This window comes from Actinophytocola xanthii (assembly GCF_001921205.1).
Classification (GTDB): Bacteria; Actinomycetota; Actinomycetes; order Mycobacteriales; family Pseudonocardiaceae; genus Actinophytocola; species Actinophytocola xanthii.
Genome location: NZ_MSIE01000024.1, coordinates 13,888 through 37,840 on the forward strand (window position 1 = coordinate 13,888; position 23,953 = coordinate 37,840).

Below are 23,953 nucleotides of genomic sequence, written 5' to 3' on the forward strand. Positions count from 1 at the left end.
GCGGTCGGTGCGCATCCTGCTGTTCACCGGCAAGGGGGGAGTCGGCAAGACCACCCTTGCCGCGGCGACTGCTGCCCGCCTCGCCGTCGGCGGGCGCAAGGTGCTGGTCTGCTCGGCTGACCCGGCCCACTCGCTCGGCGACGCGTACGGGCTCCCGCTCGGCTCCACGCCGTCCGAAGTAGACACCTGTCTGTACGCGGCGCACGTCGACGCGCGCGGGCTGGTGGACCGGTCCTGGCAGGAGCTCCGCCGCCAGCTGCACACCGCGTTCGCCGGCGTCGGGCTCGACGAGCTGGACGCCGCGGAGCTCACCGTCCTGCCCGGCGTCGACGAGCTGCTCGCGCTCACCGAGGTGGCGAGGCTGGCCGAGCGGGGACCGTGGGACGTCGTTGTCGTCGACTGTGGACCGACCGCCGAGACCCTGCGGCTGCTGGCCCTGCCGGAGGCGGTGGCGGGCTACCTGCGCCGGCTGCGCGGCCCGGCCCGGACGGTGCTACGCCACAGCGCGGACCCGCTCGGCCGCCTCGCCGAGCACCTGGGCCGGCTGCGTCGGCTGCTCGTGGACCCGGCCGTGACGAGCGTGCGGGTGGTCCTCACTCCCGAGCGGCTGGTGGTCGCCGAGACCAGGCGCACGCTCGCCGCCCTGGCCCTGCGGGGGATCCGGGTGGACGGGCTGGTCGCCAACCGGCTCGCGCCGCGAGCGAGCCGCTGGCGGGGACCCGCGGCGAGCTGGCTGCGCACCAGGCGGGCCGAGCAGGACGCCGTTCTGGCCGAGCTGGACGCCTCCACCTCGCTCCCGGTGCACCTGGTCGAGCACCGCGCGGTCGAGCCGGTCGGCACCGGTCGGCTGCTGGAGCTGGCCGAGGAGCTGTACGGCGAGGCGGACCCGCTGCTCGCGCCGTTCGCCGCGGCCGAGCCGCCGCCGCTGCTCCGCCTCCGCGCGGTCTCGGACTCGGTGCACGAGCTGGGGATCGCGCTGCCGCTGTCCGACTCGAGCTCGCTCGAGCTGGCCCGGGTGGGCGACGACCTCGCGATCACCGTCGACGGGGTGCGCAGGCTCGTGTCGCTGCCGGTACTGCTGCACCGGCACGCGGTGACCGACGCCGAGGCGAACGAGGCCGGGCTCGTGCTGCGGTTCGAGGCCGAGGCCGGCACGGGAGCCGCCGAACCCGGGAGGCCGGCGTGACCGAACGCGCCGAGCCGGGCAGCCGGCTGGTCGAGGAGCTGCGGCTGCTGGCCGACGCGGTGGCCGGGCGGGCCGGGCCCTGGCTGGACCGCGCCGCCGAGGAGTCCGCCGGCCCCTCCTGCGGGTGGTGTCCGCTGTGCGCGCTGGTGGCGCTGCTCCGCGGCGAGCCCAACGCGCTCGCCGCCCACGGTGTCGACCAGGCCGCCGACCTCGTCGCGCTGCTGCGTGCCGTGCTCGCCGACCGCTGGGAGCCCGGCGCGTCCCATATGCCCGGGTTCCGCCCCGAGCCGCGTCGCCACGGCGAGCGGCCGAGGGTGCAGCCGATCCCGGTGCGTCGGACGTGAGGGCCAGGACGACGATCGGCGTCGACATCGGGGGCACGAGCGTTCGTGCCGGTGTCGTCGACCGCTACGGGACCGTACTCGACACCGCGCGGGCGCCGACGCCCACCGGGGAGGCCGCGCTGGAGGCGGCGATCGTGTCGGCGGTCGGCGGGCTCGCCGCCCGGCACCGGGTGAGCGCGGTAGGACTCGCCGTGGCGGGGTTCGTGGCCAACGACCGCCGCTCGGTGATGTTCGCCCCACACCTGGCCTGGCGCACCGCCCCGGTGGCCGACCGGATCTCCGAGCGACTCGGGTTGCCGGTGGTGCTCGAACACGACGCGAACGCCGCCGTGCTGGCCGAGCACCGGTTCGGCGCGGCACGGGGCACGCGGGTCGCGCTGCTGGTGGCGATCGGCACCGGGATCGGGGGTGGGCTGCTGCTCGACGGACAGGTGTTCCGCGGGGCCTACGGCGTGGCTCCCGAGCTGGGGCACCTCTCGCTCGTACCGGGAGGGCGCCCGTGCCCCTGCGGGAAGTCCGGGTGCTGGGAGCGCTACTGCAGCGGGACAGCGCTCGCGGCCACCGCGGTGGAGCTGCTGGCCCGCTACCCCGGCCGGTCGACGGTGCTCGACCGCGAGGTCGCCGGGGACAAGCGGGCGGTGACCGGTCGCACGGTCGCGGCGGCCGCCAAGGAGGGCGACCCGCTGGCCAAGCGTGCGATGGCCGAGCTCGCGACCTGGCTGGGGGAGGGCCTGGCGCTCGTGGCCGACATCTACGACCCGGAGGTCGTGGTGATCGGCGGCGGGGTCTCGGACTCCGCGCCGCTGTTCCTCGACGACGCCAGGGACCACTACAAGAAGATGATCACCGGCGCCGGCTACCGGCCGCTGGCCCGCATCCGCACCGCCCAGCTGGGCGACGACGCGGCGCTGGTCGGCGCCGCCGCGCTGGCCGCGGACGCCCGCTAGGGCGCGTCCGCACGGTCCCGGTCGATGGGCTTCGTGATCCAGGTCGTCGCTGGCAAGGCGGAGGGCAGGTCTCGTACCGGGTCGTACTCGGCCTGTCCGACAACGCGGCCAGCGGTAAGGCCGAGCCGGCTCAGAGCTGGGCGCCGTCGTCCCGGGTGGGGTCCTCCGGCGGCTTGGGGTTCTTGCGCACGCGGAGCAGCAGCATCGCCCCACCGCAGGTCAGCGTGACCAGGGCGATCGGCGTGGCGACCCGGGGAGCGAGGCCGACCAGGCCGGGGGCGACCAGCAACGCCACCGCCACGGCGACCAGGACCAGCGCCACGATCGTCAGCGGGCGCAGTCGCGGCAGCGGCGGCGGCTCCGGCGGGACGTAGTGCTCCTCGTCGGTGCTCCAGGACCAGTCCCACTCGGTGTCCGAGCCGCGCCAGGCGGTGGGTGGCGGCCCGGCGGGCCGAGGGGGCTGACGCTCCTCGGCGACGGGAGGGTCGGCCACAGCGGTACCGCTGGGCGCCGCGTCCGGCTCGTCGAGGTCCGGCGCACGCCTCCCGACGCCCTCGCGTTCGAGACCAGCCACGATCTCCGCGAACGCGGCGTCGACATCCTCCGGCCGATCGGGCACCTGGGCCTCCTTGGTCAGGCACGTGCAGGTGACGTGGCCATCGTCGCACGAACTGGTTCGGCTGGGGCCGGATCCCACCGCCTTGTTTACTCGTTGGGTACCGTGACCGGGAAGAGGATCTGTCCCATCGTGGTCGCTGTTACACGTTCCGACGTTCGGGTGGCTCGCCATTGTGCCGGTCCGACCCCCTTCGTACAGTCGTCACGGCCGGGAGACTCAGGAGGCGCGGATAGCGGTGCTGTACTGGTTGATAAAGCATGTGTTCCTCGGGCCGCTGCTGCGCCTGTTCTTCCGCCCCGAGATCGAGGGTGAGGAGAACGTGCCGGCCAGCGGCGGTGCGATGCTGGCGAGCAACCACCTCGCGGTCGCGGACTCGTTCTTCCTGCCGCTCATGCTCAGGCGGCGGGTCACGTTCCCGGCGAAGCTCGAGTACTTCACCCAGCCCGGGCTGAAGGGGCGGCTGAAGAAGTGGTTCTTCACGGGGATGGGGCAGATCCCGATCGACCGCTCCGGCGGCGCCGCCGCGCAGGCCGCGCTCGACACCGGGACGCGGCTGCTGCGCGAGGGACACCTGCTCGGCATCTACCCGGAGGGCACCCGCTCTCCGGACGGGCGCCTCTACAAGGGCAAGACCGGGCTGGCCCGAATGGTGCTCGAGGCCCGCGTCCCGGTGGTGCCGGTCGCGATGTTCGACACCGACAAGGCCAACCCGATCGGTTCGAAGATGTGGCGCCCGCACAAGATCCGGATCAAGATCGGCCGGCCGATGGACTTCTCCCGCTACGAGGGGCTGGCCGGCGACCGGTTCGTCGAGCGCTCGATCACCGACGAGATCATGTACGCGCTGATGGAGCTCTCCGGCCAGGAGTACGTCGACATCTACGCGGCCAAGGCCAAGGAGCTGCTCGCCACCCAGGGCGACATCAGCCCGCCGACCCTGCCCACCCAGCAGCGGCGGACCGCGCCGGAGGCCGACCGCATCCCGGAGACCGAAGCGGGCTGAGCCAGGGCGCCGCGGACCTACCTCTAGGCTCGACCGGTGCGGTTCTTCTACGACACCGAGTTCATCGAGGACGGAAAGACGATCGACCTCGTGTCGATCGGTGTCGTCGACGAGGACGGGCGTGAGTTCTACGCCGTGTCCACGGAGTTCGACCCGGGACGGGCCGGACCGTGGGTGCGCGAGCACGTGCTGGACAAGCTGCCCCCGCCGGCCGACCCCGCGTGGTGCGACCGGAGGACGATGCGTGAACGGCTGCTGAACTTCTTGAACCGAGGTCGGGACAAGGTCGAGCTGTGGGCGTGGTTCGCGGCCTACGACCACGTCGCCCTCGCCCAGCTCTGGGGCGACATGCCGGCACTGCCCCGCGAGCTGCCCCGGTTCACCCGCGAGCTGCGCCAGCGGTGGGAGGACGTCGGGAAACCCGTGCTCCCGACCCCGCCGCGGGACGCACACGACGCGCTCGCCGACGCCCGGCACAACCTCGCCCGGTGGAAGGTCATCGAGGCCGAATGGGTGCGGCGCGGCTTCCCGACGCGTTAGCGGAGGCCGGTTGCTGCACCGATCCAGAGGATGGCACGCTACGGGCGGAAAACTCGGGTACGACCTCAACTCAAGCGGCCGGATGGAGGATCGAGCACATGCGCGTTGGCTTGCTCACTGGTGGCGGTGACTGCCCAGGACTCAACGCGGTCATCAGGGCCGTGGTTCGCAAGGGCATCGAGGCGCACGGCTGGGAGACCGTGGGCTTCCGCAACGGCTGGCTCGGACCCATCGAAGGTCTGGTCAAGCCGATCGGCCTGGACGACGTCGAGGACATCCTGACCCGCGGCGGCACGATCCTCGGCTCCTCGCGGACGAACCCGTACAAGGTCGACAACGGCGTCGAGCGGATCAAGGCGACGCTCGCCGAGCACGGCGTCGACGCGCTGGTCGCGATCGGCGGCGAGGACACCCTCGGCGTGGCCAAGCGGCTCACCGACGACGGTGTGGGCGTGGTCGGCGTCCCGAAGACCATCGACAACGACCTGGGTGCCACCGACTACACCTTCGGCTTCGACACGGCGGTGCACATCGCCACCGAGGCCATCGACCGGCTGCGCACCACCGCCGAGTCGCACCACCGGGCCCTGGTCGTCGAGGTCATGGGCCGCCACGCCGGCTGGATCGCGCTGCACTCCGGCCTCGCCGGCGGGGCGAACGTGATCCTCGTGCCCGAGCGGCACTTCTCGGTGGACCAGGTCGTCGAGTGGGTGCAGCGCCGGTTCGAGCGCGAGTACGCCCCGATCATCGTCGTGGCCGAGGGCGCGCTGCCCGAGGGCGGCGAGGAGAAGCTGCTCACCGGCGAGAAGGACGCGTTCGGTCACGTCCGGCTGGGCGGCATCGGCACCTGGCTCGCCGAGGAGATCGCGCGGCGCACGGGCAAGGAGTCCCGTGCGGTCGTGCTCGGCCACACCCAGCGTGGCGGCACCCCGACCGCCTACGACCGCGTGCTCGCCACCCGGTTCGGCCTGCACGCCGTGGACGCCGTCCAGGACGGCGACTTCGGCGTGATGGTCGCGCTGCGCGGCACCGACATCGTGCGGGTGAAGCTCGCCGAGGCCACCGCCGAGCTGAAGACCGTCCCGGTCGAGCGCTACGCCGAGGCCGAGGTCTTCTTCGGCTGACCCCCGCGCGGGCTAAGGTCTCCCGCATGGATCTGGATCAGCTGCTCTGGGCCGGTGCCGACGCGCAGGCGCAGGCGTTACGCGACGGCACCGTCTCGGCACCCGACCTGCTCGAGGCGGTGCTGCGCCGCGCCGACGCCGTGGACCCGCGGCTGAACCTGTTCCGGGTGCGCTACCCCGAGGCCGCCCGCGAGGCCGCCGCCGCGGCCCAGCGGCGCCTCGACGCCGGCGAGCGCACGCCGCTGCTCGGCGTGCCGGTCGCGGTCAAGGACGACCTCGACGTCGTCGGCGACGTCACGGCCATGGGCGGGCGCCCGCAGTTCGCGCCGGCCGAGCAGGACGCGCCGACCGTGGCCCGGTTACGGGCCGCCGGGGCGGTGATCGTCGGGCACACCCAGACCCCCGACCGCTGCCTCTGGCCGTTCACCGAGTCGTTGACCAACGGGGCGACGCGCAACCCGTGGCACCTCGACCACACCCCCGGCGGCTCGTCCGGCGGTTCGGCGGCCGCGGTCGCCGCGGGGGTGGTCGGCGTGGCGACCGGCTCCGACGGCGGGGGATCGGTGCGCGTCCCGGCCAACTTCTGCGGCCTGTTCGGTCTCAAGACCACCCGAGGGCTGATCGACATGGGCGAGGAGGAGCACTGGCACGGGCTCGCCGTGGTCGGTCCGCTCGGCCGGCGGGTGGCCGACGCCGCCGCGATGCTCGACGTCATCGCCGACGAGGACCATCCCGGCGGCCTCTACCGCGACTCGGTCGACGCCGCGCCGGGACCGCTGCGGATCGCGCTGTCGTGGCGGACCCCGCTGGGCAGGCCGCGCATCCAGGCCGAGCGGAAGCAGGCCGTGCTGGAGACCGCCGAGCGGCTCCGGGCGCTCGGCCACGAGGTGACCGAGGCCGACCCGCCGCTGGGCACCCGGCCGAGCTCGCAGTTCATGGTCCGCTACCTGCGCGGCGTCGCCGACGACGTGGCCCAGCTGCCGCATCCGGAGTGGCTCGAGCCGCGCACCCGCCGGATCGCCACCCTCGGCCGCCGGGTCCCCGACCGCGTGCTGGCCAGGACGCGGGCCGCCGAGGCCGACCTCGACGCGGTCATGCGCACGTTCTTCCAGGACTTCGACGTGCTGCTGCAGCCCGGCTGGACCGGTCGGCAGCCGAGGATCGGCCGCTTCCACGGCAGCGGCGCGGCCCACACGCTCAGCGCCGTGTCCGCCGGCATCCCCTACTACCCGACCTGGAACGTGCTCGGCTACCCGGTCGCCGCCGTCCCCGCCGGCCGCGACTCGATCGGCCTGCCGATCGGCGTGCAGCTCGTCGGCCCGGCCTTCGGCGAGCACCTCCTGCTCTCGCTCGCCGGCCAGATCGAGCACGCCCACCCGTGGGCCGACGACCGGCCCGACATCTGAGCCGTCCGTCGCGGCCGGGGCACCCCGCCCCGGCCGCCCCGTGATCCCGCTACGACCGCAGCATCTCCGCGACGAGGAACGCGAGCTCCAGGCTCTGCTGGGTGTTCAGCCGCGGGTCGCAGGCCGTCTCGTAGCGGCTGTTCAGGTCGGCGTCGGAGATGTCCTGCGCCCCGCCGAGGCACTCGGTGACGTCCTCACCGGTGAGCTCCACGTGGATGCCGCCGGGGTGGGTGCCGATCCGGCGGTGCACCTCGAAGAAGCCCTGCACCTCGTCCACGATGCGGTCGAAGTGCCGGGTCTTGTACCCGGTCGGGGACTCGTGGGTGTTGCCGTGCATCGGGTCGCACTGCCAGATCACCTGGTGCCCGGAGGCGGTGACCTTCTCCACGATCGGCGGCAGCGCCTCGCGCACCTTGCCGTTGCCCATCCGGCTGATCAGCGTGAGCCGGCCCGGCGTGTTGTGCGGGTCGAGCCGCTCGACGTACTCGACGGCTATCTCCGGCGTCGTGGACGGGCCGATCTTCACGCCGATCGGGTTGGACAGCAGCTCGGCGAAGGCGATGTGGGCACCGTCCAGCTGCCGGGTGCGCTCGCCGATCCACAGGAAGTGCGCGGACAGGTCGTAGAGCCGCGGCTCGGCCCTGGTGTCCAGCCGGAGCATGGCGCGCTCGTAGTCCAGCAGCAGCGCCTCGTGGCTGGCGAAGATCTCGGTGGAGTGCAGCGAGTAGTCCTCGACGCCGCAGGCGGCCATGAAGCGCAGCCCGCGGTCGATCTCGGTGGCCAGCGCCTCGTACCGCTCACCGGCCGCCGAGTTCCGCACGAAGTCCTTGTTCCACTCGTGCACCTTGGTCAGGTCGGCCATGCCGGCCGCGGTCAGCGCGCGCATGAGGTTCATCGCGGCACCGGCGTTGGCGTAGGCGCGGATCATCCGGCCCGGGTCGGGCCGGCGCGCCTCGGGCGTGGGCACCAGCGAGTTGATGATGTCACCGCGGTAGACCGGCAGACCCAGCGCGTCGACCGCGTTCGAGCGCGGCTTGGCGTACTGCCCGGCCATCCGGCCGACCTTCACCACCGGCATGCTCGCGCCGTAGGTCAGCACGATCGCCATCTGCAGCAGCGTGCGGATGTTGCCCCGGATGTGCGGCTCGGTGTTGTCCACGAACGTCTCGGCGCAGTCGCCCCCCTGGAGCAGGAAGGCCTCGCCGCGGGCCACCTCGGCGAGCTTGTCCCGCAGCCGGTCGATCTCGTTGGGGACGGTGATGGGGGGCACGCTCTCGAGCACCGTGCGCACCTGGCGCACCTGCTCCGGGTCGGGCCACTCGGGCTGCTGGGCGGCGGGCCGAGTCAGTGCGTCGTCCAACCGCGTCCGCATGCCCTGGGGCAGCGGCGGCAGTTCGGGGAGGGTGTCCACCGGGACGTCGACAGTCCAGTTCACGACCTAAGCGTATCGGGGGCGGCCACCGTCTCCTCGTGCGCAGGGACGCCGTCACCCACTCGTTCCCGAGCCGAGTGCGAGAACGATCAGGGGAGGGTGAAGATGACCACGCGCGAGCCGGACTGCACGCGGCTGCCCGGGGGTGGGTTCTGCCCGAACACCCGACCGGTCCCGCCGAAGGCCTGCACCTCGGCCTGCAGCCCGGCGCTGGCGAGGATGTCGCTCGCCTCCTCGGCGTTGCGACCGCCGACGTCGGGCACGGTCACCGCGTCGGAGAGCACCACGCCGACCCGCTTGTCGCCCTCCGGGACGTTGCCGGACGAGGGGTCGGTGCGCACCACCCGGCCGCCGTCGATGTCCTCGTCGAACTCCTTGCCCAGGTCGAACGGGGCGTAGCCGAGCGACTCCAGCTCGGCGAAGGCCTCCTCGCGGGTCTTGCCGCGCAGGTCGGGCACCGGCTTGGGCTCCGGGCCCTTGCTGACCACGATCTCGACCCGCTCGCCCAGCTTCAGCTCCGTGCCCGGCTCCGGGTCGAGCCGGACGACCTTGCCCTTGTCCACCTCGTCGCTGTACTCGTTGATCCCGTCGTCGAGCCCGGGCTGGAGCTGGGCGCCCCGGATGGCCTCCTCGGCCGCCGCCACGCTGGTTCCGGCCCGCACGTCGGGCACCTTGGGTCGCCCGGAGGACACAACGAGCGTCACCGGCTCGCCACGCAGCACGTCCGCACCCCGGTCCGGCTCGGTCCGGATCGCGACCCCGGCCGCGACCTCGTTGTCCGGCACCCGCCGCAGCTCCGCACGCAGGTCGCTGTCGAGCAGCAGCTTCTGGGCCTCCTCGGTGCTCCGGCCCGCGACCTCCGGCACGGTCGACCACCGGCCGTCCACGAACCACCACGTCACACTTCCGGCGATGGCCAGGACCAGCACGGTGACCAGGCTCCACAGCACGAGCGTGCCGCGTCGGGCACGCGGCGCCGGCGCGGCCGTGCCGCGACCGGGGGTGGCCGGCGGGGTGCGGCGGGGCGGGGGCACCGGACCGGCCATCGGGAGACCCAGGCTGGGCGGGCCGACCTCCTGGGGGGCGAGCCGGTCGAGGTCGGTCCGCAGCATCGCCCGGGTGCCCTGCGGGCCGGCCGCGGTGAACCCCGCCGGCACCTGCCGGACGATCGTGGCGTTCACACCCGCGCCGGAGGGCACCGGGGTGGGCGGTGGGGTTGGCAGTGGGGTGGGCAGAGCCACGGCGGGGGTGGCCGGCTGGGTCAGGTCGGCCAGGTTCAGCTTGGTGGCGGTGGTGGAGTCGGGTGGGCTCCAGGCCTGGGCCCGGCGCAGCTCCATCGGGGCCACCGGCATCGTGCGGTCGGCCAGCGTCGGTGCCGGCACCGGGATGCCGACGCGCGGGACGGCCAGCCGGGCGCGCAGGCTCTGCACCTCGGCCAGGAACGTGGCGCCGTCGGCGGGACGGGCCGAGGCGTCCCGGCGGGTCGCGCGGACCACGAGCTCGTCGAGCGCGGGCGGCAGCCCGGCGACGGTCATGCTGGGTGCCGGTATGTCGTCGTTGACGTGTCGATAGGCGATGGAGAGCGGGTTGTCGCCGGTGTAGGGGGTGAGGCCGGTGAGCATCTCGTAGAGCAGGATCCCGGCGGAGTACACGTCGCCGCGGGCGGAGGCGTTGCCGGTGGTGACCTGCTCGGGGGACAGGTACGCGACGGTGCCCAGGATGACGCTCGAGCTGGTGGTGCCGGCGCTCGCCACGGCCCGGACCAGGCCGAAGTCGCCGACCTTGACCGTCGTACCGCGTTCCCCCTCGTGGCCGATCAGCACGTTCTCCGGCTTGACGTCGCGGTGCACGAGCCCGACCCGGTGCGCGGCGGCGAGCGCGGCGAGCACCGGCTCGATGATCGCGAAGGCCAGCGGGATGTCCAGGGCTCCGCGCGCGGAGATCAGGTCCCGCAGCGTGCCGCCGTCGACCAGCTCCATCACCAGGTAGACGAGGTCCCCGCCGGGGCTGCGGTCCACCCCCTGGTCGTGCACGGCCACCACGTTCGGATGGTGGATCTTGGCGGCCGACCTGGCCTCCCGCTCGAAGCGGTCGACGAAGGAGCGGTCGTCGGCGAAGCGCGAGTCCATCACCTTGATCGCGACCCGGCGGTCCAGCCGGGTGTCCAGGCCCCGGTAGACCGACGACATGCCGCCGTGCGCGAGCAGCGCGTCCACCCGGTAGCGCTGTTCGAGCAGTGCCCCGATCAGGCCGGCTCCCCTTTCGTCCACGCTCGTGATGGTACGGAGGGAGGCCGCGTCGCGTGGCCGACCCGGCGATTCGAAGCCTGGCGAGTGGCGGAAAATCACCCCGGCGCGGCGCCCCGCGATGTGGCATCGTTGCAGTGTGAGTGCGACACCCTCCACTGACGACGTGCTCGATCCGCAGGTTGAGGTGCTGACACTGCCCGTGGTGGCGGATCGGCTCGGCCTGCCGGTCACCAAGGTTCGGCAGGCCTTGCGGGACGGGCAGCTGGTCGCGGTCCGTCGCGACGGCGTGCTGGGCGTCCCCGCCGAGTTCATCACCGACGAGGGCACGATCGTCAAGGGCCTCCCCGGCACCATCACGGTGCTCGCCGACGCCGGCTTCACCCAGGAGGAGATGGTCCGCTGGCTGTTCACGGCGGACGACACGCTCCCCGGCCGCCCGATCGACGCGCTGCGCGCGACGGGCGGGCGTGAGGTCAAGCGGCGCGCACAGGCGCTGGCGCTGTAGCCGGGGGAACGAGCGGCGGACTCGCCCGTGCGGTGAGCCCGTGGCCGCGCCGCGCCTACTTCGCGGCCCCGGTACAGCCCACCCACTGACCGGTCGGGCAGCTGCCGTGCTCGTCTTTGAACGTGGTCACCAGCTGCGCGACCAGTGCGTGCGCGGAGGCGGGGTCGTCGGCCACGGTCACCGGGGAGCCGGTGCAGGCCGAGCGGGTCGCGGCGAGGCAGCCGCGCAGCTGGCCGTCGACGTGCTCACGCAGGTACCGGTTGGCCACCACGCCGTACTTCCACACGGTCCCGGCGTGCGAGATCTGGTAGACGGCGTGGCTGCCCTCGGTCCGCGAGCCGTCCGGGGCGGCCGGCTTCGCGTTCGCCGCCAGCTTGAGGTCGGCCACGTCCGGCGGGTCGGCCAGGACCAGCGCGGACCACTGGGCGCCGTAGGGGTGGGTGCCCGGAACCGAGTTCGCCCGCTGGTAGAAGCTCACCCACTCGGGCGTGGCGATGGTACAGCCGATCGTGCCGGCCGCGCCCGGGGCCATCGGGCCCACCTTGGCCTCGCAGCTGCCCAGCGGCTCGTCGTCGCCGGTCCAGTCGGCCCGCAGGTGCACCCGGACCGCGGTCTTGCCGGTGTTCCTGATGTCGACGACCAACGTGCAGCTGGGCGCGCCGCACGCCTCGAACCGGTGCGCACCCTGCTCGACAGCGGTCAGCGCGTCCACAGCCGAGGTCAACTCGCTGGAGGCACGCTGGTTGAGGTCCCGGTACAGGGTCGGCGCCCGCGGCGAGGCGTCGGCCACGTCCAGCACGACCTCGCTCACCGCCGTGTTCTCCGTGCTGCCGACCTGGTCGAGCTCGAGCCGCAGCACACCGTGCGGCGCCGCGGTGGCCAGGTAGACGGTGCCGCCCTCGACGTCGACGACGTAGGCCTCGGTGCCGCCGACCGTTTCCTTCGGGCTCGCGGCGAGGTCCCCGCCGCCGCCCTGCTCGGTGGCGGCTCCGGCGGCCTGGCCGAGCACCTCTGGCAGGAACACCTCGCCGAACTCGACGCCGACCAGCGAGGTCGGCAGCTTCACCCAGCGGCTGGCGAGCGCACCGCCGTCACCGCCGGCGACGCCGAACCGGGCCGAGAGCGCGCCCCAGAACGGGCCGTCGCCCTTGAGGTACAGGGTGTCGCCGACGACGGTGACCGTCGCCGGCAGGTCGTCCACGGTGACCGTGCCGGCGACCTCGCCGGTCGGCAGCGCGTCCAGCTCGACGGCCAGCTCCGCGCCGTCGGCGGCGAGCAGTGTGCCCTTGTAGTGCACCGCGCCCGCCTCGCCGAAGTCGACCAGCGACTGCGCGGCGGCCTGCGCCACGGTCAACGGGCGGATGTCGGTGGCCGCCGGGTCCCCGGCGACCGCGGTGGTGCAGCCCGCCAGCACCAGCATCGGCGAGACCAGCAGGACCGCCAGCCGTCGTGACCGCATGTGACTCCCCCTCCGGCCCGCCGCGCCCGGCGACGCCTGCCCTCCCGCTCCGCGTAAGGAGTATCCCAACTCCGGACGTCGGAATGCCGGGCGGCTTCACTACGAATCGGCGAAGCCGCCCCGGTCGGAGGACGCGCCTACCGGTCCCGGCGGGTCGCGGCCACGGCCAGGTCGGCGAGCCGGGTCACGCCCGGTTCGGCTAGGCCGGCGGCGTCCAGCGCGCTCATGGCCGTGGCGGTCAACCGCTCGATCCGGCGTTCCAGCTCCGCGACCGCTCCCACCTCGACCAGCAGCTCGCGCACCAGCGCGATCGTGTCCTCGCTCAGGTCCGGGTCGCCGAGGGCGGCGCGCAGCCGCTGCGCCCCGGCGCGGTGACCGTCGCGGTCGGCGTAGGTGAGGCCCAGCGCGACGAGCAGGGTCCGCTTGCCCTCGCGCAGGTCGTCACCGGCCGGCTTGCCGGTGACCTCGGGCTCGCCGTACACGCCGAGCAGGTCGTCGCGCAGCTGGAAGGCCACCCCGATGTCGGTGCCGAAGGTGCGCACCGCCGCCACGACGTCCTCGCCGGCGCCGGCGAGCGCGACACCCAGGTGCAGCGGCCGCTCGACGGTGTAGGCGGCAGTCTTGAGCCGGGCGACACCCAGCGCCCGCTCCTCGGACTCGTCGCCCTCGGCCTGGGCCAACACGTCCAGGTACTGCCCGGCGAACATCTCCGCCCGCATCGCCTGCCAGGGCGCCCTGGCGGCCTCGCGCATCGGGCCGGTCAGCGGGGCGCTCTCGAACATGTCGTCGGCCCAGGCCAGTGCCAGGTCGCCGAGCAGGATCGCCGCGGCCGTGCCGAACCGCTCCGGCTCGCCGAGCCAGGATCCGGCCCGGTGCTTCTGGGTGAACCGCACGTGCACGGTCGGGTGACCGCGGCGCAGCTCCGAGTCGTCCATGATGTCGTCGTGCACCAGCGCGCACGCCTGGATGAGCTCGAGCGCGGAGACCGCCCGCAGCACGGCCCGCGCCGCCGGCCCGTCCTGGTCGCCGCCGGCCGCCCGCCAGCCCCACCAGGCGAAGGTCGGACGTAACCGCTTGCCGCCTTGCAGCGCGAAGTCCGACAGGTGGTCGACGGCCTGGGCGAACGTGCGGGCCAGGGCGGGAAGCTCGGCCCGGCGTTCGGCGAGGTAGGAGGCCAGGATGGTCTCGACGTGCCGGTGAACGGCGTCGTCGATCGACTTGTCGGTGGTCGGCACGGCGACCATGGTGGGGTGTCGCCCGTACTCGCATACCAGCGGGGGGCGGCTAGCGGGGCTCTGGGACCCGGTCGCGCGTTTGCGGGACCTCACTACCCTGAGGTCATGACTTCGGTGGTGGATCGGATCCCGGGCGACCGGCCCGTGTTCTCCGTCGAGTTCATGCCCCCGCGCGACGACGCGGACGAGCAGCGGCTGTGGAACGCCATCCGGTCGCTCGAGGGCCTGGACCCGGCGTTCGTCTCGGTGACCTACGGCGCGGGCGGCTCGAGCCGTGACCGGACCATCCGGACCACGGGCCGAGTCGTCAAGGAGACGACCCTGGTGTCGATGGCGCACCTGACGGCCGTGGACCACTCGGTCGCCGAGCTGCGCAACGTCATCGGCTGGTACGCGTCGCTGGGCATCCGCAACGTGCTCGCGCTGCGCGGGGACCCGCCCGGCGACGTGATGGGCGAGTGGGTGAAGCACCCGGAGGGCCTCGAGTACGCCGAGGACCTCGTCCGGCTCGTCCGCGAGCTCGGGAACTTCTGCGTCGGGGTGTCCGCCTTCCCCTACGGCCACCCGCGCTCGGCCGACCTGGAGACCGACACCGAGTTCCTCGTCCGCAAGCTCCGCGCCGGGGCCGACTTCGCGATCGCCCAGCTGTTCTTCGAGGCCGACGACTTCCTGCGGATGCGGGACCGGGTCGCCGCCCGCGGCTGCGACGCGCTGCTGCTGCCCGGGGTGATGCCGCTGACCACGCCGCGCATCCTGGCCAAGACCGTCGAGCTGTCCGGCGCCGCGGTGCCCCCCGCGCTGGCCGCCCGCCTCGACCCGCTGGCCGAGGACCCCGCGGCGTTCCGCGCCGAGGGGATGGACGTGACCGCCGAGCTGTGCGAGCGCCTGCTCGCCGAGGGCGTTCCCGGCCTGCACTTCTACACGTTCAACCGGGCGAAGGCGACCAAGGAGATGGTGGACCGCCTCGGCCTGCTGCCCCGCCGGTCGCCGACCGCGGTCGGCTAGCGGGTCACCGCCTGGGCTCGTTCGAGCCGCAGGCTGCGTCGGTGGGTGAACAGCGCCAGCAGCACCACCAGCAGCGCCACGACCACCGCGCCGCCGCCGACCATCGCCACCCACTGGGTCCAGGACACCCCGGCGGAGTCGGCGTACTGGCTGGTCGCGCTGAACTCGGTGACCGCACCCGGCTTCGGCGTCCAGGTGATCGTGCCGTCGGTGTTGTCGCCGTTGGTCCGGGTGATCCGGCCCGGGAAGGCGATCTTGACCTGCACGTCCACATTGTCCGGCGGCACCTGGGTCAGGTCGGCCGAGCCGGCGAGCGAGACCAGGTCGCCGGAGCGGCGGAACGAGAGCCGGTACTGCTTGACCGTCGAGATCGACTCGACCAGCACGGTGAGGTCGGCGAACCGGATGCCGGAGAGCGTGACCTTCTGCCCGACGTAGCGGTTGGCGGTGTAGGGCTCGGTGCGCACCTTGTCCGACAGCTCGGGCGGCACGGTCAACACCGGGCCCTTGTCCTCGCGGCTGGTCGGCAGCGCCGCGACCACCAGCTCGCCGGAGATCACGTCATCCTGGGAGACGGCCAGTGCCGCGTGGATCCGCAGGCAGCCGGTGAGCGACATCATCGCGAACCCGAGCAGCACGGCGAGTCCGAGCACTCTGCGAACGTGGTCTCGGCGCACCCGGACATCCTGCCAGCAGGGCCCGTCCCGCCGAACACCAGCCGGAAAATCGGCTGACCGGGCAGGTAGCGTCGGACGATATGGACACTCCCGTGCACCGCGTCTGTGACTCCTACGTGGACGACTACCTCCCCCTCGAGCCCACGGTCGCGACGGCGCTCGGCATCCGCGACTTCGACCACCAGCTCCCGGACTACTCGCCCGAGGGGCACGCCGCACGCGCGGAGCTCGCGGCACGGGCGTTGCGGGAGGTGGCGGCGCTCGAACCGGTCGACGAGGGGGAGCGCGACGCCAAGGCGGTGTTCGCCGAGCGGCTCGGTATCGAGCTCGAGGTGTACGAGGCCGGGCTGACGACCGGATCGCTGAACGTGCTGGCGAGCCCGGCGCAGGACCTGCGTCAGGTGTTCGACCTGATGCCCGCGGACACCGTCGAGGACTGGCACACGATCGCCCGGCGGTTGGCCGCCATGCCGGAGGCCGTCGACCGGTACCGCGAGGGCCTGCGGCACGCCGCCGCCGACGGGCACGTGGCCGCCGTGCGCCAGGTGTCGAAGGTCGCCGAGCAGTGCTCGAACTGGGCCGGGCAGGGCGCCGAGCAGTCGTTCTTCGTGTCGTTCGCGGCCGGCGGGCCGGACGAGGTGCGTGCCGAGCTCGACGCCGGAGCCGCCGCGGCCAGCGCGGCCTACGCCGACCTGGCCGTGTTCCTGCGCGAGGAGTTGCTGCCGGCGGCGCCGGCCGAGGACGCCGTCGGCGAGGAGGTCTACGGGCTCTGGTCGCGGATGTACCTGGGCGCGCGGCTGGACCAGCGTGAGGCCTACGAGTGGGGCTGGGCCGAGTTCACCCGGATCGAGAGCGAGATGAAGGAGGTCGCGAACCGGATCAGGGCCGGCGCCGGCGTCGCCGAGGCGGCCGAGACACTCGACGCCGACCCGCGGTACCGGGTCCAGGGGCGGACGGCCTTCCGCGACTGGATGCAGGAGCTGTCCGACCGGGCGCTGACCGACCTGCGCGGCACGCACTTCGACATCCCCGACGAGATCATGCGGCTGGACTGCCGGATCGCGCCGCCCGGCGGCGGCACCGGGGCCTACTACACCCACCCCTCCGACGACTTCTCCCGCCCCGGCGCGATGTGGTGGTCGCTGCCACCGGACCGGGACGAGTTCTCCACCTGGCGCGAGGTCAGCACCGTCTACCACGAGGGCGTTCCCGGCCACCACCTGCAGATCGCGACGACGCAGTACGCCGCGGACCGGCTGAACCGGTTCCAGCGACTGCTCGCCTGGGTGCCGGCCTACAGCGAGGGCTGGGCGCTGTACGCCGAGCGCCTCATGCGCGAGTTCGGCTACCTGTCCGACGACGGCAACCTGCTCGGAATGCTCAACGAGGCCCTGTACCGCGCGGCACGGGTGATCGTGGACATCGGCATGCACCTGAAGCTCGAGATCCCCCGGGGCACGGGCTTCCACGAGGGCGAGCGATGGACCCCGGACCTCGGCCTGGAGTTCATGCTCACCCGGACGGTCACCGACGCGGCGCTGGTGCGCGACGAGATCGACCGGTACCTCGGCTGGCCCGGCCAGGCCCCTTCCTACAAGCTGGGCGAGCGACTGTGGCTGTCCGCCCGGGAGGACGCCAGGTCGCGCCCCGACTTCGACCTCCGGCGGTTCCACATGCAGGCGCTGCGGATGGGCCAGATGGGCCTGGACACCCTGCGCGAGCGGCTGGCGGCGATCTAGGGAGTGGGCTGCTCGAGCGGCAGCGTGCGCCCGAGCACGCCGAACGGGCGGGGGTCGCCGGTGAACCGGTAGTGGCGCAGGACGTCGGTGAACCCCATCCGGTAGTACAGCCGCCACGCCCGCGACGGGCCTTCCGGTGTGGACAGCAGGACCCTGCTCGCGTCGACCCTGGACAGCAGGCGGCGCAGCAGGTCCTCGCCCACGCCGCGGCCCTGCGCGGCGGGGCGCACGTGCACCTCGGTCAGCTCGAAGTAGTCCTCGAGCCAGATGTCGGCGTACTCGGGGCCGGAGCGCTCGACGATCCCGCGGCGCACCTGCTCGTGCCACCACTGGCCGTTCGCCCCGCGGTAGCCGTAGGCGATCCCGACCATGCTGTCGTCGGTGTCCAGCGCGGCCACGCAGCACCAGCCGGGACGCAGCATGTGCGCCAGCCACATCGGGGCGCGCTGCTCCGCGGTGCCCGCCGGGTAGCGCATGGCCGTGACGTAGAGCGACAGCGCCTCGGACAACCGGACACGCAACTCGTCCTGGGTGAGGTCGACGAAGCGTTCGACCCGGGGTGGCACGGCGGTCACGGCACGCGATTCTCCTCCTCGGCCCCCACGTCCGCAGCCACGCCCCCGGTCAGCGCCACGAGCTCGTCGAACGTCGTGGGAAACACCGCCTTGGGATGCCCCGCCGCGGCCCACACGACGGCGTGGTCGGCCAGCGCCCGGTCGACCAGCGTGCGGATGGGCCGGACGTGCCCGACCGGTGCGACGCCGCCGATCGGCTGGCCGGTGTGCTCGCGCACGAACGCCGGGTCGGCGCGGCCGACCCGGTCCGCCCCGGCCAGCTCGGCCAGCCGGTCGGTGTCGGCGCGGTGCGCGCCGGAGGTCAGCGCGAGCAGGGGGACCACCTGCTCACCCCGCACGGCGCGGAACACCAGGCTGTTCGCGATGGCGCCGACCGGGACGCCGAGGGCCGCCGCGGCGGCGGCCGCGGTGCGCACGTCATCGGCCAGGACGCGGACTCCGTCGGCGGCGGCGGTGAGCCCCGCTTCGCGCAGGGCGGCCGAGACCGTGCTGATCGCGGGGTGTTCGGGGGTGGTCATGGGCTCATCAGAACACATCCCGCTCCGGTGCCGGGACGGCGAGTCGGACGGAAATCCGGGCCGAGGTTGAGTCTGTCCAGACACGGAGTTAAGCTCGAATCGTTCGAACATGCGTTCGAGCACAGGTCCGGTGGTGGGGCGGGGGAAGCGCCTCACCACCGGGCACCGCCGGCTTCCCCACGGCACCGCGTCACGGCAGTGACGCCCACGGACCGCGAGGAGGAGTCAGGTGACCACAACTCTGGACCATCGGGATCCGGTGTCGAACGCGCCGGAGTCCGCGCTCACCCTGCTCGTCCAGGCCGAACGAGGACTGACCGAGGCGGCCGTGGAGTCCGACGCCGCACAGCGGTTCGCCCAGGCCTACCTGGCGGCCCTGCGGGCGGCGGCGGCGCTGCTGGCCATGCGCGGGCGTCCGCACCGGGCCAGGGCCCGGCCGATGAGCGTGTGGACGCTGCTCGCCTCGGTCGCGCCGGAGATGCGCGAGTGGGCCGCGTTCTTCGCCTCCTGCTCGGCCACCCGCGCGTCGGTACAGGCCGGCATCACCCGCGCTGTCACCGCCCGCTCCGCGGACGACCTCGTGCGCCAGACCGGCCAGTTCCTGGAGCTGGTCGCGCGCGCGATCCGCGGCACGACACCATGACCGGACGGGCACTCGCCGACTACGGCCGTCTGCTCGAGGTGCTGGACGTGGAGGGAGACCTGCTGGCGTCGTCGGCGGGCGGGGCGGACCCCGCGCTCGCCGTGCCGAACGCGCCCGGGATGACCCTCGGCGGCACCGTGCGGCACGTCGGCAGCGTCTACCGGATGGTCGTCGCCTGGGTACGCGCCGGCGGCCACCAACCCACCCGGTGGCAGCGCGCCCCGGAGGACGGTCAGACGCTCGAGGACTACCTCCGCACCGGGCACCGGGCGCTGGTCGAGCAGCTGGCCGAGCACGACCCCGAGGAGGCCTGCTCGACCTGGTGGCCGCTGCATCAGGCCTACGGGTTCTGGTACCGGCGGATGGCCCACGAGAGCACGATCCACCGCATCGACGTGCAGCAGGCGGCCGCCGGCATGACCGTCGGCGCTATCAGCGAGGACGTCGCGCTGGACGGGGTGGACGAGATCCTCTCGCTCTGGTTCACCCACCGCCTCGGGGTACTGGGGGTGGCGAACTCCTGGCGCGGGCAGGTTGCCGTGGTCGCGGGCGGGCAGCAGTGGATCGCGAGCATGTCCGCCGGGGGCACCTCGGCCTGGCGGGCCGGCGAGGACGAGATCGAGGGCGTCGACGCCAGCGTGACCAGCGACCCCACCGGGATGTTCCTGTGGCTGTGGGGGCGGCGTCCGATCCGCGCGGTCACCCCGGCCGGCGACCGGGCGGGGATCGCGCAGCTCTGGCACCTGCTGCGGTTGGCGACCCACTGACGACGCGGTGCTGTCGACCACGTGGACTGTCGGTGTGATCGGTTAGCGTTCGGGCATGCCCACCCGACTGGTCAACATGGTCGTCGACGCCGCGGATCCGGACGCGCTGGCCGGGTTCTGGTCCGAGCTGCTCGGCTGGCGGACCGAGGGCTCGTTGCCGGGCGAGGTGGACGTGATCGCCCCGGAGGACGACGGCTGGCGGATGGACCTGGTCTTCGTGCCGGTCGAGGAGCCGAAGGCGGTGAAGAACCGGGTCCACCTGGACCTGGCCAGCGCCTCGCCCGACCAGCAGATGGCCATCCTCGACCGCGCGCTCGCGCTCGGTGCGCGGCGGGCGGACGTGGGGCAGCGCAACGTGCCCTGGTTCGTCCTGGCCGACCCGGAGGGCAACGAGTTCTGCGTGCTCGAGCCCCGGCCGGAGTACACCGACACCGGTGCGGTGGCCGCGGTCGTCGCCGCCGCGTTGGCACCCGAGCGCCTGGCCGAGTTCTGGTCGGCGGCGACGGGATGGCCGGTCGCCCGAGCCAGCGGCGCGGTGGTCTCCTTACGCGACCCCGACGGCCGGGGTCCGTGGCTGGAGTTCGTCCGCACCGCCGAGCCACACGCGGTGAAGAACCGCGTGCACCTCGACGTCGCCCCGTTCGCCGACGGCGCGGTCGCGGTCGAGGTCGAGCGCCTGAGCGCGTTGGGTGCCCGCCCCGCCGACATCGGCCAGGGCGACGTGCCCTGGACCGTGCTGGCCGACCCCGAGGACAACGAGTTCTGCGTGCTCACCCCGCGGTGATGTCCCCCCGGCCGTAGGTTCCTACTTTCGTCGGGGGTGATCCTGGTCAGTCGACAGATCAACTTCGGTGCCGCCGGTTTCTACGTTTGTCGCCATGAGACACACCTTCACCGGGTTGCTGGCGGTTGCCGGTCTGGTCCTCGCCCCGGCTGGTCCGGCGCACGCGGCAGCACCCGACGCCGGGCTGAGCGCGGCGGCTGTCGACGCCTACCTCGAGGAGGCCGTGGAGTCCACCGGGCTCCCGGGCCTGTCCGTGGTCGTCACCCACGGCGAGACGGTCGTGCACGCCGCCGGCTACGGGCACGGCTCGGACGGCGAACCGATCACCGAGCACACCCCCATGCGGATCGCGTCGATGAGCAAGGCGTTCACCGCGATGGCCGTGATGACCCTGGTCGACGACGGCAGGATTTCCCTCGACGAGCCGGTCGCCGCGCAGCTGCCGGAGTTCCGCATGGCCGACGAGCGCACCGGCCGGATCACGGTGCGCCAGCTGCTCAACCAGACCTCCGGCCTGTCCGACACGACCGTGGACGTCGACGCGGCCCAGTCGACGACGTCGCTGTCCGACTACGTCGCCACGCTGGCCGACGGCGAGCTGGCCGCCGAACCGGGTTCCCGTTGGGCGTACTGCAACGTCAACTACGACCTGGCCGCCCGGGTGGTCGAGGTCGCGAGCGGGCAGCGCTTCGCGGACTACCTGGCCGACGACGTCTTCGCGCCGCTCGGCATGACCGACAGCGCGGTCAGCGACCGGCTCGTCCACCCGGCGGAGGGGTACAACTCGCTGTACGGGGCCTGGGTGTCCCGGCCGGAGCTGCCCGCGTTCCTCAACGGCAACGGCGCCGGCGGTGTCATCACCACCGCCGCCGACATGGGCAAGTGGCTGGTGAGCCAGAGCGGCGAGGGCACCCAGCTGGTGACGCCGGAAAGCCTGCGGAGCATGCACACGGCCCCCGACGGGCAGAACTACGCCATGGGGTGGGGCGAACAGACCGTGGACGGCGTCGAGATGATCACCCACGGCGGCAACCTCTTCACCTACACCGCCTCCGCGGCGGTCGTCCCGGACACCGGTTACGGCTTCGCGGTGATGGCCAACAGCGCGGCACTCCACGACGACACCTTCGACGTGCTGCGCGGGCTCCTCGCGCTGAGCGACGGTCGCTCGCCGGAGATCCCGGGCGGTGACCGGCAGCTGGTCGAGCTCGTGCTGGGTCTGCTCGCGCTGGGCGGGGTGGGGCTGGCGGTGCTCGGGGTGGTGCGGGCGCGCCGCTGGGCGGTACGGCGTGCCGGAAGTCCCCGATGGCGGATCGGGTTGCGCCTGGTCCCGGCGCTGCTGCCGGTGCTGGTGCTGGCCGGTTACCCGGACCTGGTCTCGTTCCTGATGAACGGGCGCAGGGTCACCTGGGCCCAGCTCACCTACTTCGCCGCGCCGCTGACCATCACCGTCGTCGTCGCGGCGGCGGCCGGGGTGGCCACGGTCGTGACGCGGCTGGTCAGGCTGGCGCCGGTAGCGTGAACCCGGTGAGGAACGGCGCGGTCCTGTTGGCCATCGCGGGGTGCGCGGTGGTCAACGGGTTGAGCCTGGACGCGGTCCCGCCGTGGCGACAGCTGGCCTTCGTGGTGCTGACCGTCCTCGCCTACCTCCACGGGCGCCACCTGCCGGTGGCACGCGGCTGGCTGCTGCTGGGTGCGGTCGCACTGGGCGGGGTGGTCGTCACCGTTCTGGACTTCTGGACCGGAATCGGTGCTTTGCTGGTCCTCGGCGTCTTCGTCGTGCTGCCGTGGCTCGCCGGCCGCTTCCGGCGGCAGCAGGCCGAGCTGGTGGCGGTGGGCCGGGACCGGATCGCCCAGCTCGAGCGGGAACAGCGGCTTCTCGCCGAACGCGTCGCGCTCGAGGAACGGGCCAGGATCGCCGCCGACATGCACGACTCGCTCGGCCACGAGCTGGCGCTGATCGCGCTGCGGGCCGGGGCGCTGGAGCTGGCCGACGACCTGAGTGGCCGGAACCGGCAGGCCGCCACCGAGTTGCGGGAGTCCGCGGTCACCGCGACCGACCGTCTCCGCCGCACCATCGGCGTGCTCCGCGCGTCCGACACCGCCCCGACCGAGCCACCGGACGAGTCCGTCGAGGACCTGGTCGGTCGCGCGCGTGCGGCCGGCATGACCGTCACCCTCCAGCACACCGCCGCCGGGTCCGGTGTGTCGGCGAACCTGCCGTCGCTGGTGGACCGCGCCGTGCACCGGGTGGTGCAGGAGTCGCTGACCAACGCCGCGCGGCACGCTCCCGGCGCGGAGGTGCTCGTGCGCATCGAACGCGCCGCTGGCACGGTCGTCGTCACCGTCGACAACAGCGCCGGCAACGCGCCGGCGCCAACCAGCGGCGGAGGCGGGAACGGGGTGGCCGGTCTGCGCGAGCGGGTCCGCCTCCTCGGCGGCACGGTGGCGGCCGGGCCCCGGGCCGGCGGGTTCACCGTGACGGCCCGCCTGCCGGTCGACCATGAGGAGAACCGATGATCCGCGTCGTACTGGCCGACGACGAGGCGATGGTCCGGGCGGGGGTGAAGGCCATCCTGGCCACCGATCCCGGCATCGAGGTGGTCGCCGAGGCCGCGGACGGGCGTGCCGCGGTCGACCTGGCCTGCGCCCACCGCCCCGACGTCGTACTGCTGGACATCCGCATGCCCCGCCTCGACGGGCTGGCCGCCGCGGCCGAGCTGCGGACCACGCTGCCGGAGGTCGGTGTCGTCATGCTGACCACGTTCGACGAGGACGGGTACGTCGCCGAAGCACTCGACCAGGGCGCCAGCGGCTTCCTGCTCAAGGCCGCCGACCCGCGCGAGCTGATCCTCGGCGTGCGCGCGGTAGCCGACGGGGCGGCATATCTGTCCCCGCGGATCGCCCAGAAGGTCATCACCCATCTGACCGGCAACACCCTCTCCAGATCCGCCACCGCACGCGAACGGGCGGCGTCGCTCACCCCACGGGCGCGCGAGGTCCTGGCGCTCGTCGGTAGTGGACTGTCCAACAGGGACATCGCCGACAGGCTGTTCGTGTCGGAAGGCACCGTGAAAACCCACGTCAGCGCCATCCTGGCGCAGCTCGACCTGGACAACCGCGTCCAAGCCGCGATCCTCGCCCACGAAGCCGGCCTCACGCACCCGAACGGCTGACCGCCACCGCGGGCGCTACG

Annotated in this window: 24 protein-coding genes; 16 read left to right on the forward strand and 8 right to left on the reverse strand. The window is 73.3% G+C overall.

Translation table 11 applies throughout. From position 1 onward, the window contains the following. The first annotated feature begins 7 nt into the window (after positions 1-7). Genes BU204_RS14105 through BU204_RS14115 form a run of 3 tightly spaced genes read left to right on the forward strand, consistent with a single transcriptional unit; the run spans position 8 to position 2,477 of the window. Positions 8-1,186 (forward strand): ArsA family ATPase, encoded by a 1,179-nt coding sequence (locus BU204_RS14105; RefSeq protein WP_075126201.1) that lies wholly within the window; start codon positions 8-10, stop codon positions 1,184-1,186. Next, complete coding sequence (locus BU204_RS14110; RefSeq protein ID WP_075126115.1) at positions 1,183-1,530, forward strand: hypothetical protein; 348 nt, start codon at positions 1,183-1,185, stop codon at positions 1,528-1,530. The genes BU204_RS14105 and BU204_RS14110 overlap by 4 nt, the downstream gene beginning before the upstream one ends. Further along, a complete protein-coding gene (locus tag BU204_RS14115; RefSeq protein ID WP_233160309.1) occupies positions 1,527-2,477 on the forward strand; it encodes an ROK family glucokinase in 951 nt (316 codons plus the stop codon). Before BU204_RS14110 ends, BU204_RS14115 begins: the two co-directional genes overlap by 4 nt. 130 nt (positions 2,478-2,607) lie before the next feature. Here the strand turns inward: BU204_RS14115 and BU204_RS14120 are convergent, their stop codons facing one another. Further along, on the reverse strand, positions 2,608-3,096 hold the full coding sequence (locus BU204_RS14120; RefSeq protein WP_233160311.1) for a hypothetical protein: 489 nt from the start codon (positions 3,094-3,096) through the stop codon (positions 2,608-2,610). Between the two features lie 235 nt (positions 3,097-3,331). On the opposite strand from BU204_RS14120, the gene BU204_RS14125 reads away from it, so the two are divergent. The 4 genes from BU204_RS14125 (at position 3,332) to BU204_RS14140 (ending at position 7,169) form a co-directional block, all read left to right on the forward strand. Further along, the gene (locus tag BU204_RS14125; RefSeq protein WP_075126116.1) at positions 3,332-4,099 is read left to right on the forward strand and encodes a lysophospholipid acyltransferase family protein; all 768 of its coding nucleotides are present in this window, start codon (positions 3,332-3,334) and stop codon (positions 4,097-4,099) included. A gap of 36 nt (positions 4,100-4,135) precedes the next feature. Beyond that, on the forward strand, positions 4,136-4,639 hold the full coding sequence (locus BU204_RS14130) for a polyadenylate-specific 3'-exoribonuclease AS (protein ID WP_075126117.1): 504 nt from the start codon (positions 4,136-4,138) through the stop codon (positions 4,637-4,639). Positions 4,640-4,737: 98 nt separating this feature from the next. Next, positions 4,738-5,763: a 6-phosphofructokinase gene (locus BU204_RS14135; protein ID WP_075126118.1), complete on the forward strand. Its 1,026-nt coding sequence runs from the start codon at positions 4,738-4,740 to the stop codon at positions 5,761-5,763. A gap of 26 nt (positions 5,764-5,789) precedes the next feature. Next, positions 5,790-7,169, forward strand: a complete 1,380-nt coding sequence (locus BU204_RS14140) for an amidase (protein WP_075126119.1) — start codon at positions 5,790-5,792, stop codon at positions 7,167-7,169. A gap of 49 nt (positions 7,170-7,218) precedes the next feature. Here the strand turns inward: BU204_RS14140 and BU204_RS14145 are convergent, their stop codons facing one another. Both BU204_RS14145 and BU204_RS14150 read right to left on the reverse strand, forming a co-directional pair. After that, on the reverse strand, positions 7,219-8,604 hold the full coding sequence (locus BU204_RS14145) for a class II 3-deoxy-7-phosphoheptulonate synthase (RefSeq protein ID WP_075126120.1): 1,386 nt from the start codon (positions 8,602-8,604) through the stop codon (positions 7,219-7,221). 86 nt (positions 8,605-8,690) lie between these two features. After that, positions 8,691-10,871, reverse strand: coding sequence for a Stk1 family PASTA domain-containing Ser/Thr kinase (locus BU204_RS14150; RefSeq protein WP_233160321.1), 2,181 nt, complete (start codon positions 10,869-10,871; stop codon positions 8,691-8,693). 115 nt (positions 10,872-10,986) lie between these two features. Here BU204_RS14150 and BU204_RS14155 point away from each other — a divergent pair, with 115 nt between their 5' ends. After that, positions 10,987-11,355 (forward strand): Rv2175c family DNA-binding protein, encoded by a 369-nt coding sequence (locus BU204_RS14155; RefSeq protein ID WP_075126121.1) that lies wholly within the window; start codon positions 10,987-10,989, stop codon positions 11,353-11,355. Between the two features lie 55 nt (positions 11,356-11,410). Here the strand turns inward: BU204_RS14155 and BU204_RS14160 are convergent, their stop codons facing one another. Both BU204_RS14160 and BU204_RS14165 read right to left on the reverse strand, forming a co-directional pair. Further along, positions 11,411-12,814, reverse strand: coding sequence for a hypothetical protein (locus BU204_RS14160; RefSeq protein WP_075126122.1), 1,404 nt, complete (start codon positions 12,812-12,814; stop codon positions 11,411-11,413). A 137-nt stretch (positions 12,815-12,951) separates the two neighbouring features. Next, positions 12,952-14,058 (reverse strand): polyprenyl synthetase family protein, encoded by a 1,107-nt coding sequence (locus BU204_RS14165; protein WP_075126123.1) that lies wholly within the window; start codon positions 14,056-14,058, stop codon positions 12,952-12,954. A gap of 96 nt (positions 14,059-14,154) precedes the next feature. Between BU204_RS14165 and BU204_RS14170 the strand changes: the two genes are divergently transcribed. Then, positions 14,155-15,054, forward strand: coding sequence for a methylenetetrahydrofolate reductase (locus BU204_RS14170; protein WP_075126124.1), 900 nt, complete (start codon positions 14,155-14,157; stop codon positions 15,052-15,054). Here the strand turns inward: BU204_RS14170 and BU204_RS14175 are convergent. Continuing rightward, on the reverse strand, positions 15,051-15,707 hold the full coding sequence (locus tag BU204_RS14175) for a DUF3153 domain-containing protein (RefSeq protein ID WP_075126125.1): 657 nt from the start codon (positions 15,705-15,707) through the stop codon (positions 15,051-15,053). The genes BU204_RS14170 and BU204_RS14175 overlap by 4 nt on opposite strands. 104 nt (positions 15,708-15,811) lie before the next feature. Here BU204_RS14175 and BU204_RS14180 point away from each other — a divergent pair, with 104 nt between their 5' ends. Further along, positions 15,812-17,470 (forward strand): DUF885 domain-containing protein, encoded by a 1,659-nt coding sequence (locus BU204_RS14180; protein WP_075126126.1) that lies wholly within the window; start codon positions 15,812-15,814, stop codon positions 17,468-17,470. On the opposite strand, the gene BU204_RS14185 is transcribed toward BU204_RS14180, so the two are convergent. Then, the gene (locus BU204_RS14185) at positions 17,467-18,045 is read right to left on the reverse strand and encodes a GNAT family N-acetyltransferase (RefSeq protein WP_075126127.1); all 579 of its coding nucleotides are present in this window, start codon (positions 18,043-18,045) and stop codon (positions 17,467-17,469) included. The genes BU204_RS14180 and BU204_RS14185 overlap by 4 nt on opposite strands. Further along, positions 18,042-18,563 (reverse strand): YbaK/EbsC family protein, encoded by a 522-nt coding sequence (locus BU204_RS14190; protein ID WP_075126128.1) that lies wholly within the window; start codon positions 18,561-18,563, stop codon positions 18,042-18,044. The genes BU204_RS14185 and BU204_RS14190 overlap by 4 nt, the downstream gene beginning before the upstream one ends. A gap of 229 nt (positions 18,564-18,792) precedes the next feature. Here BU204_RS14190 and BU204_RS14195 point away from each other — a divergent pair, with 229 nt between their 5' ends. The 6 genes from BU204_RS14195 to BU204_RS14220 all read left to right on the forward strand — a co-directional run bounded on the left by BU204_RS14195 (position 18,793) and on the right by BU204_RS14220 (position 23,933). Beyond that, a complete protein-coding gene (locus tag BU204_RS14195) occupies positions 18,793-19,206 on the forward strand; it encodes an SAV_6107 family HEPN domain-containing protein (RefSeq protein WP_075126129.1) in 414 nt (137 codons plus the stop codon). After that, positions 19,203-19,973, forward strand: coding sequence for a maleylpyruvate isomerase N-terminal domain-containing protein (locus tag BU204_RS14200; protein WP_075126130.1), 771 nt, complete (start codon positions 19,203-19,205; stop codon positions 19,971-19,973). The genes BU204_RS14195 and BU204_RS14200 overlap by 4 nt, the downstream gene beginning before the upstream one ends. A 55-nt stretch (positions 19,974-20,028) precedes the next feature. Further along, positions 20,029-20,757 (forward strand): VOC family protein, encoded by a 729-nt coding sequence (locus tag BU204_RS14205; protein ID WP_075126131.1) that lies wholly within the window; start codon positions 20,029-20,031, stop codon positions 20,755-20,757. A gap of 94 nt (positions 20,758-20,851) precedes the next feature. Next, a complete protein-coding gene (locus tag BU204_RS14210) occupies positions 20,852-22,279 on the forward strand; it encodes a serine hydrolase domain-containing protein (protein WP_075126132.1) in 1,428 nt (475 codons plus the stop codon). Positions 22,280-22,284: 5 nt separating this feature from the next. Continuing rightward, a complete protein-coding gene (locus BU204_RS14215; protein WP_075126205.1) occupies positions 22,285-23,277 on the forward strand; it encodes a sensor histidine kinase in 993 nt (330 codons plus the stop codon). Next, the gene (locus BU204_RS14220; RefSeq protein ID WP_075126133.1) at positions 23,274-23,933 is read left to right on the forward strand and encodes a response regulator; all 660 of its coding nucleotides are present in this window, start codon (positions 23,274-23,276) and stop codon (positions 23,931-23,933) included. The genes BU204_RS14215 and BU204_RS14220 overlap by 4 nt, the downstream gene beginning before the upstream one ends. Positions 23,934-23,953 lie beyond the last annotated feature (20 nt).

Bases quoted from the DNA above. Each gene is read 5' to 3' on its own strand.
- BU204_RS14200 (WP_075126130.1), top strand. From the start codon at position 19,203: ATGACCGGACGGGCACTCGCCGACTACGGCCGTCTGCTCGAGGTGCTG.
- BU204_RS14135 (WP_075126118.1), top strand. From the start codon at position 4,738: ATGCGCGTTGGCTTGCTCACTGGTGGCGGTGACTGCCCAGGACTCAAC.
- BU204_RS14205 (WP_075126131.1), top strand. From the start codon at position 20,029: ATGCCCACCCGACTGGTCAACATGGTCGTCGACGCCGCGGATCCGGAC.
- BU204_RS14140 (WP_075126119.1), top strand. From the start codon at position 5,790: ATGGATCTGGATCAGCTGCTCTGGGCCGGTGCCGACGCGCAGGCGCAG.
- BU204_RS14160 (WP_075126122.1), bottom strand. From the start codon at position 12,814: ATGCGGTCACGACGGCTGGCGGTCCTGCTGGTCTCGCCGATGCTGGTG.
- BU204_RS14170 (WP_075126124.1), top strand. From the start codon at position 14,155: ATGACTTCGGTGGTGGATCGGATCCCGGGCGACCGGCCCGTGTTCTCC.
- BU204_RS14180 (WP_075126126.1), top strand. From the start codon at position 15,812: ATGGACACTCCCGTGCACCGCGTCTGTGACTCCTACGTGGACGACTAC.
- BU204_RS14190 (WP_075126128.1), bottom strand. From the start codon at position 18,563: ATGACCACCCCCGAACACCCCGCGATCAGCACGGTCTCGGCCGCCCTG.
- BU204_RS14165 (WP_075126123.1), bottom strand. From the start codon at position 14,058: ATGGTCGCCGTGCCGACCACCGACAAGTCGATCGACGACGCCGTTCAC.
- BU204_RS14220 (WP_075126133.1), top strand. From the start codon at position 23,274: ATGATCCGCGTCGTACTGGCCGACGACGAGGCGATGGTCCGGGCGGGG.
- BU204_RS14210 (WP_075126132.1), top strand. From the start codon at position 20,852: ATGAGACACACCTTCACCGGGTTGCTGGCGGTTGCCGGTCTGGTCCTC.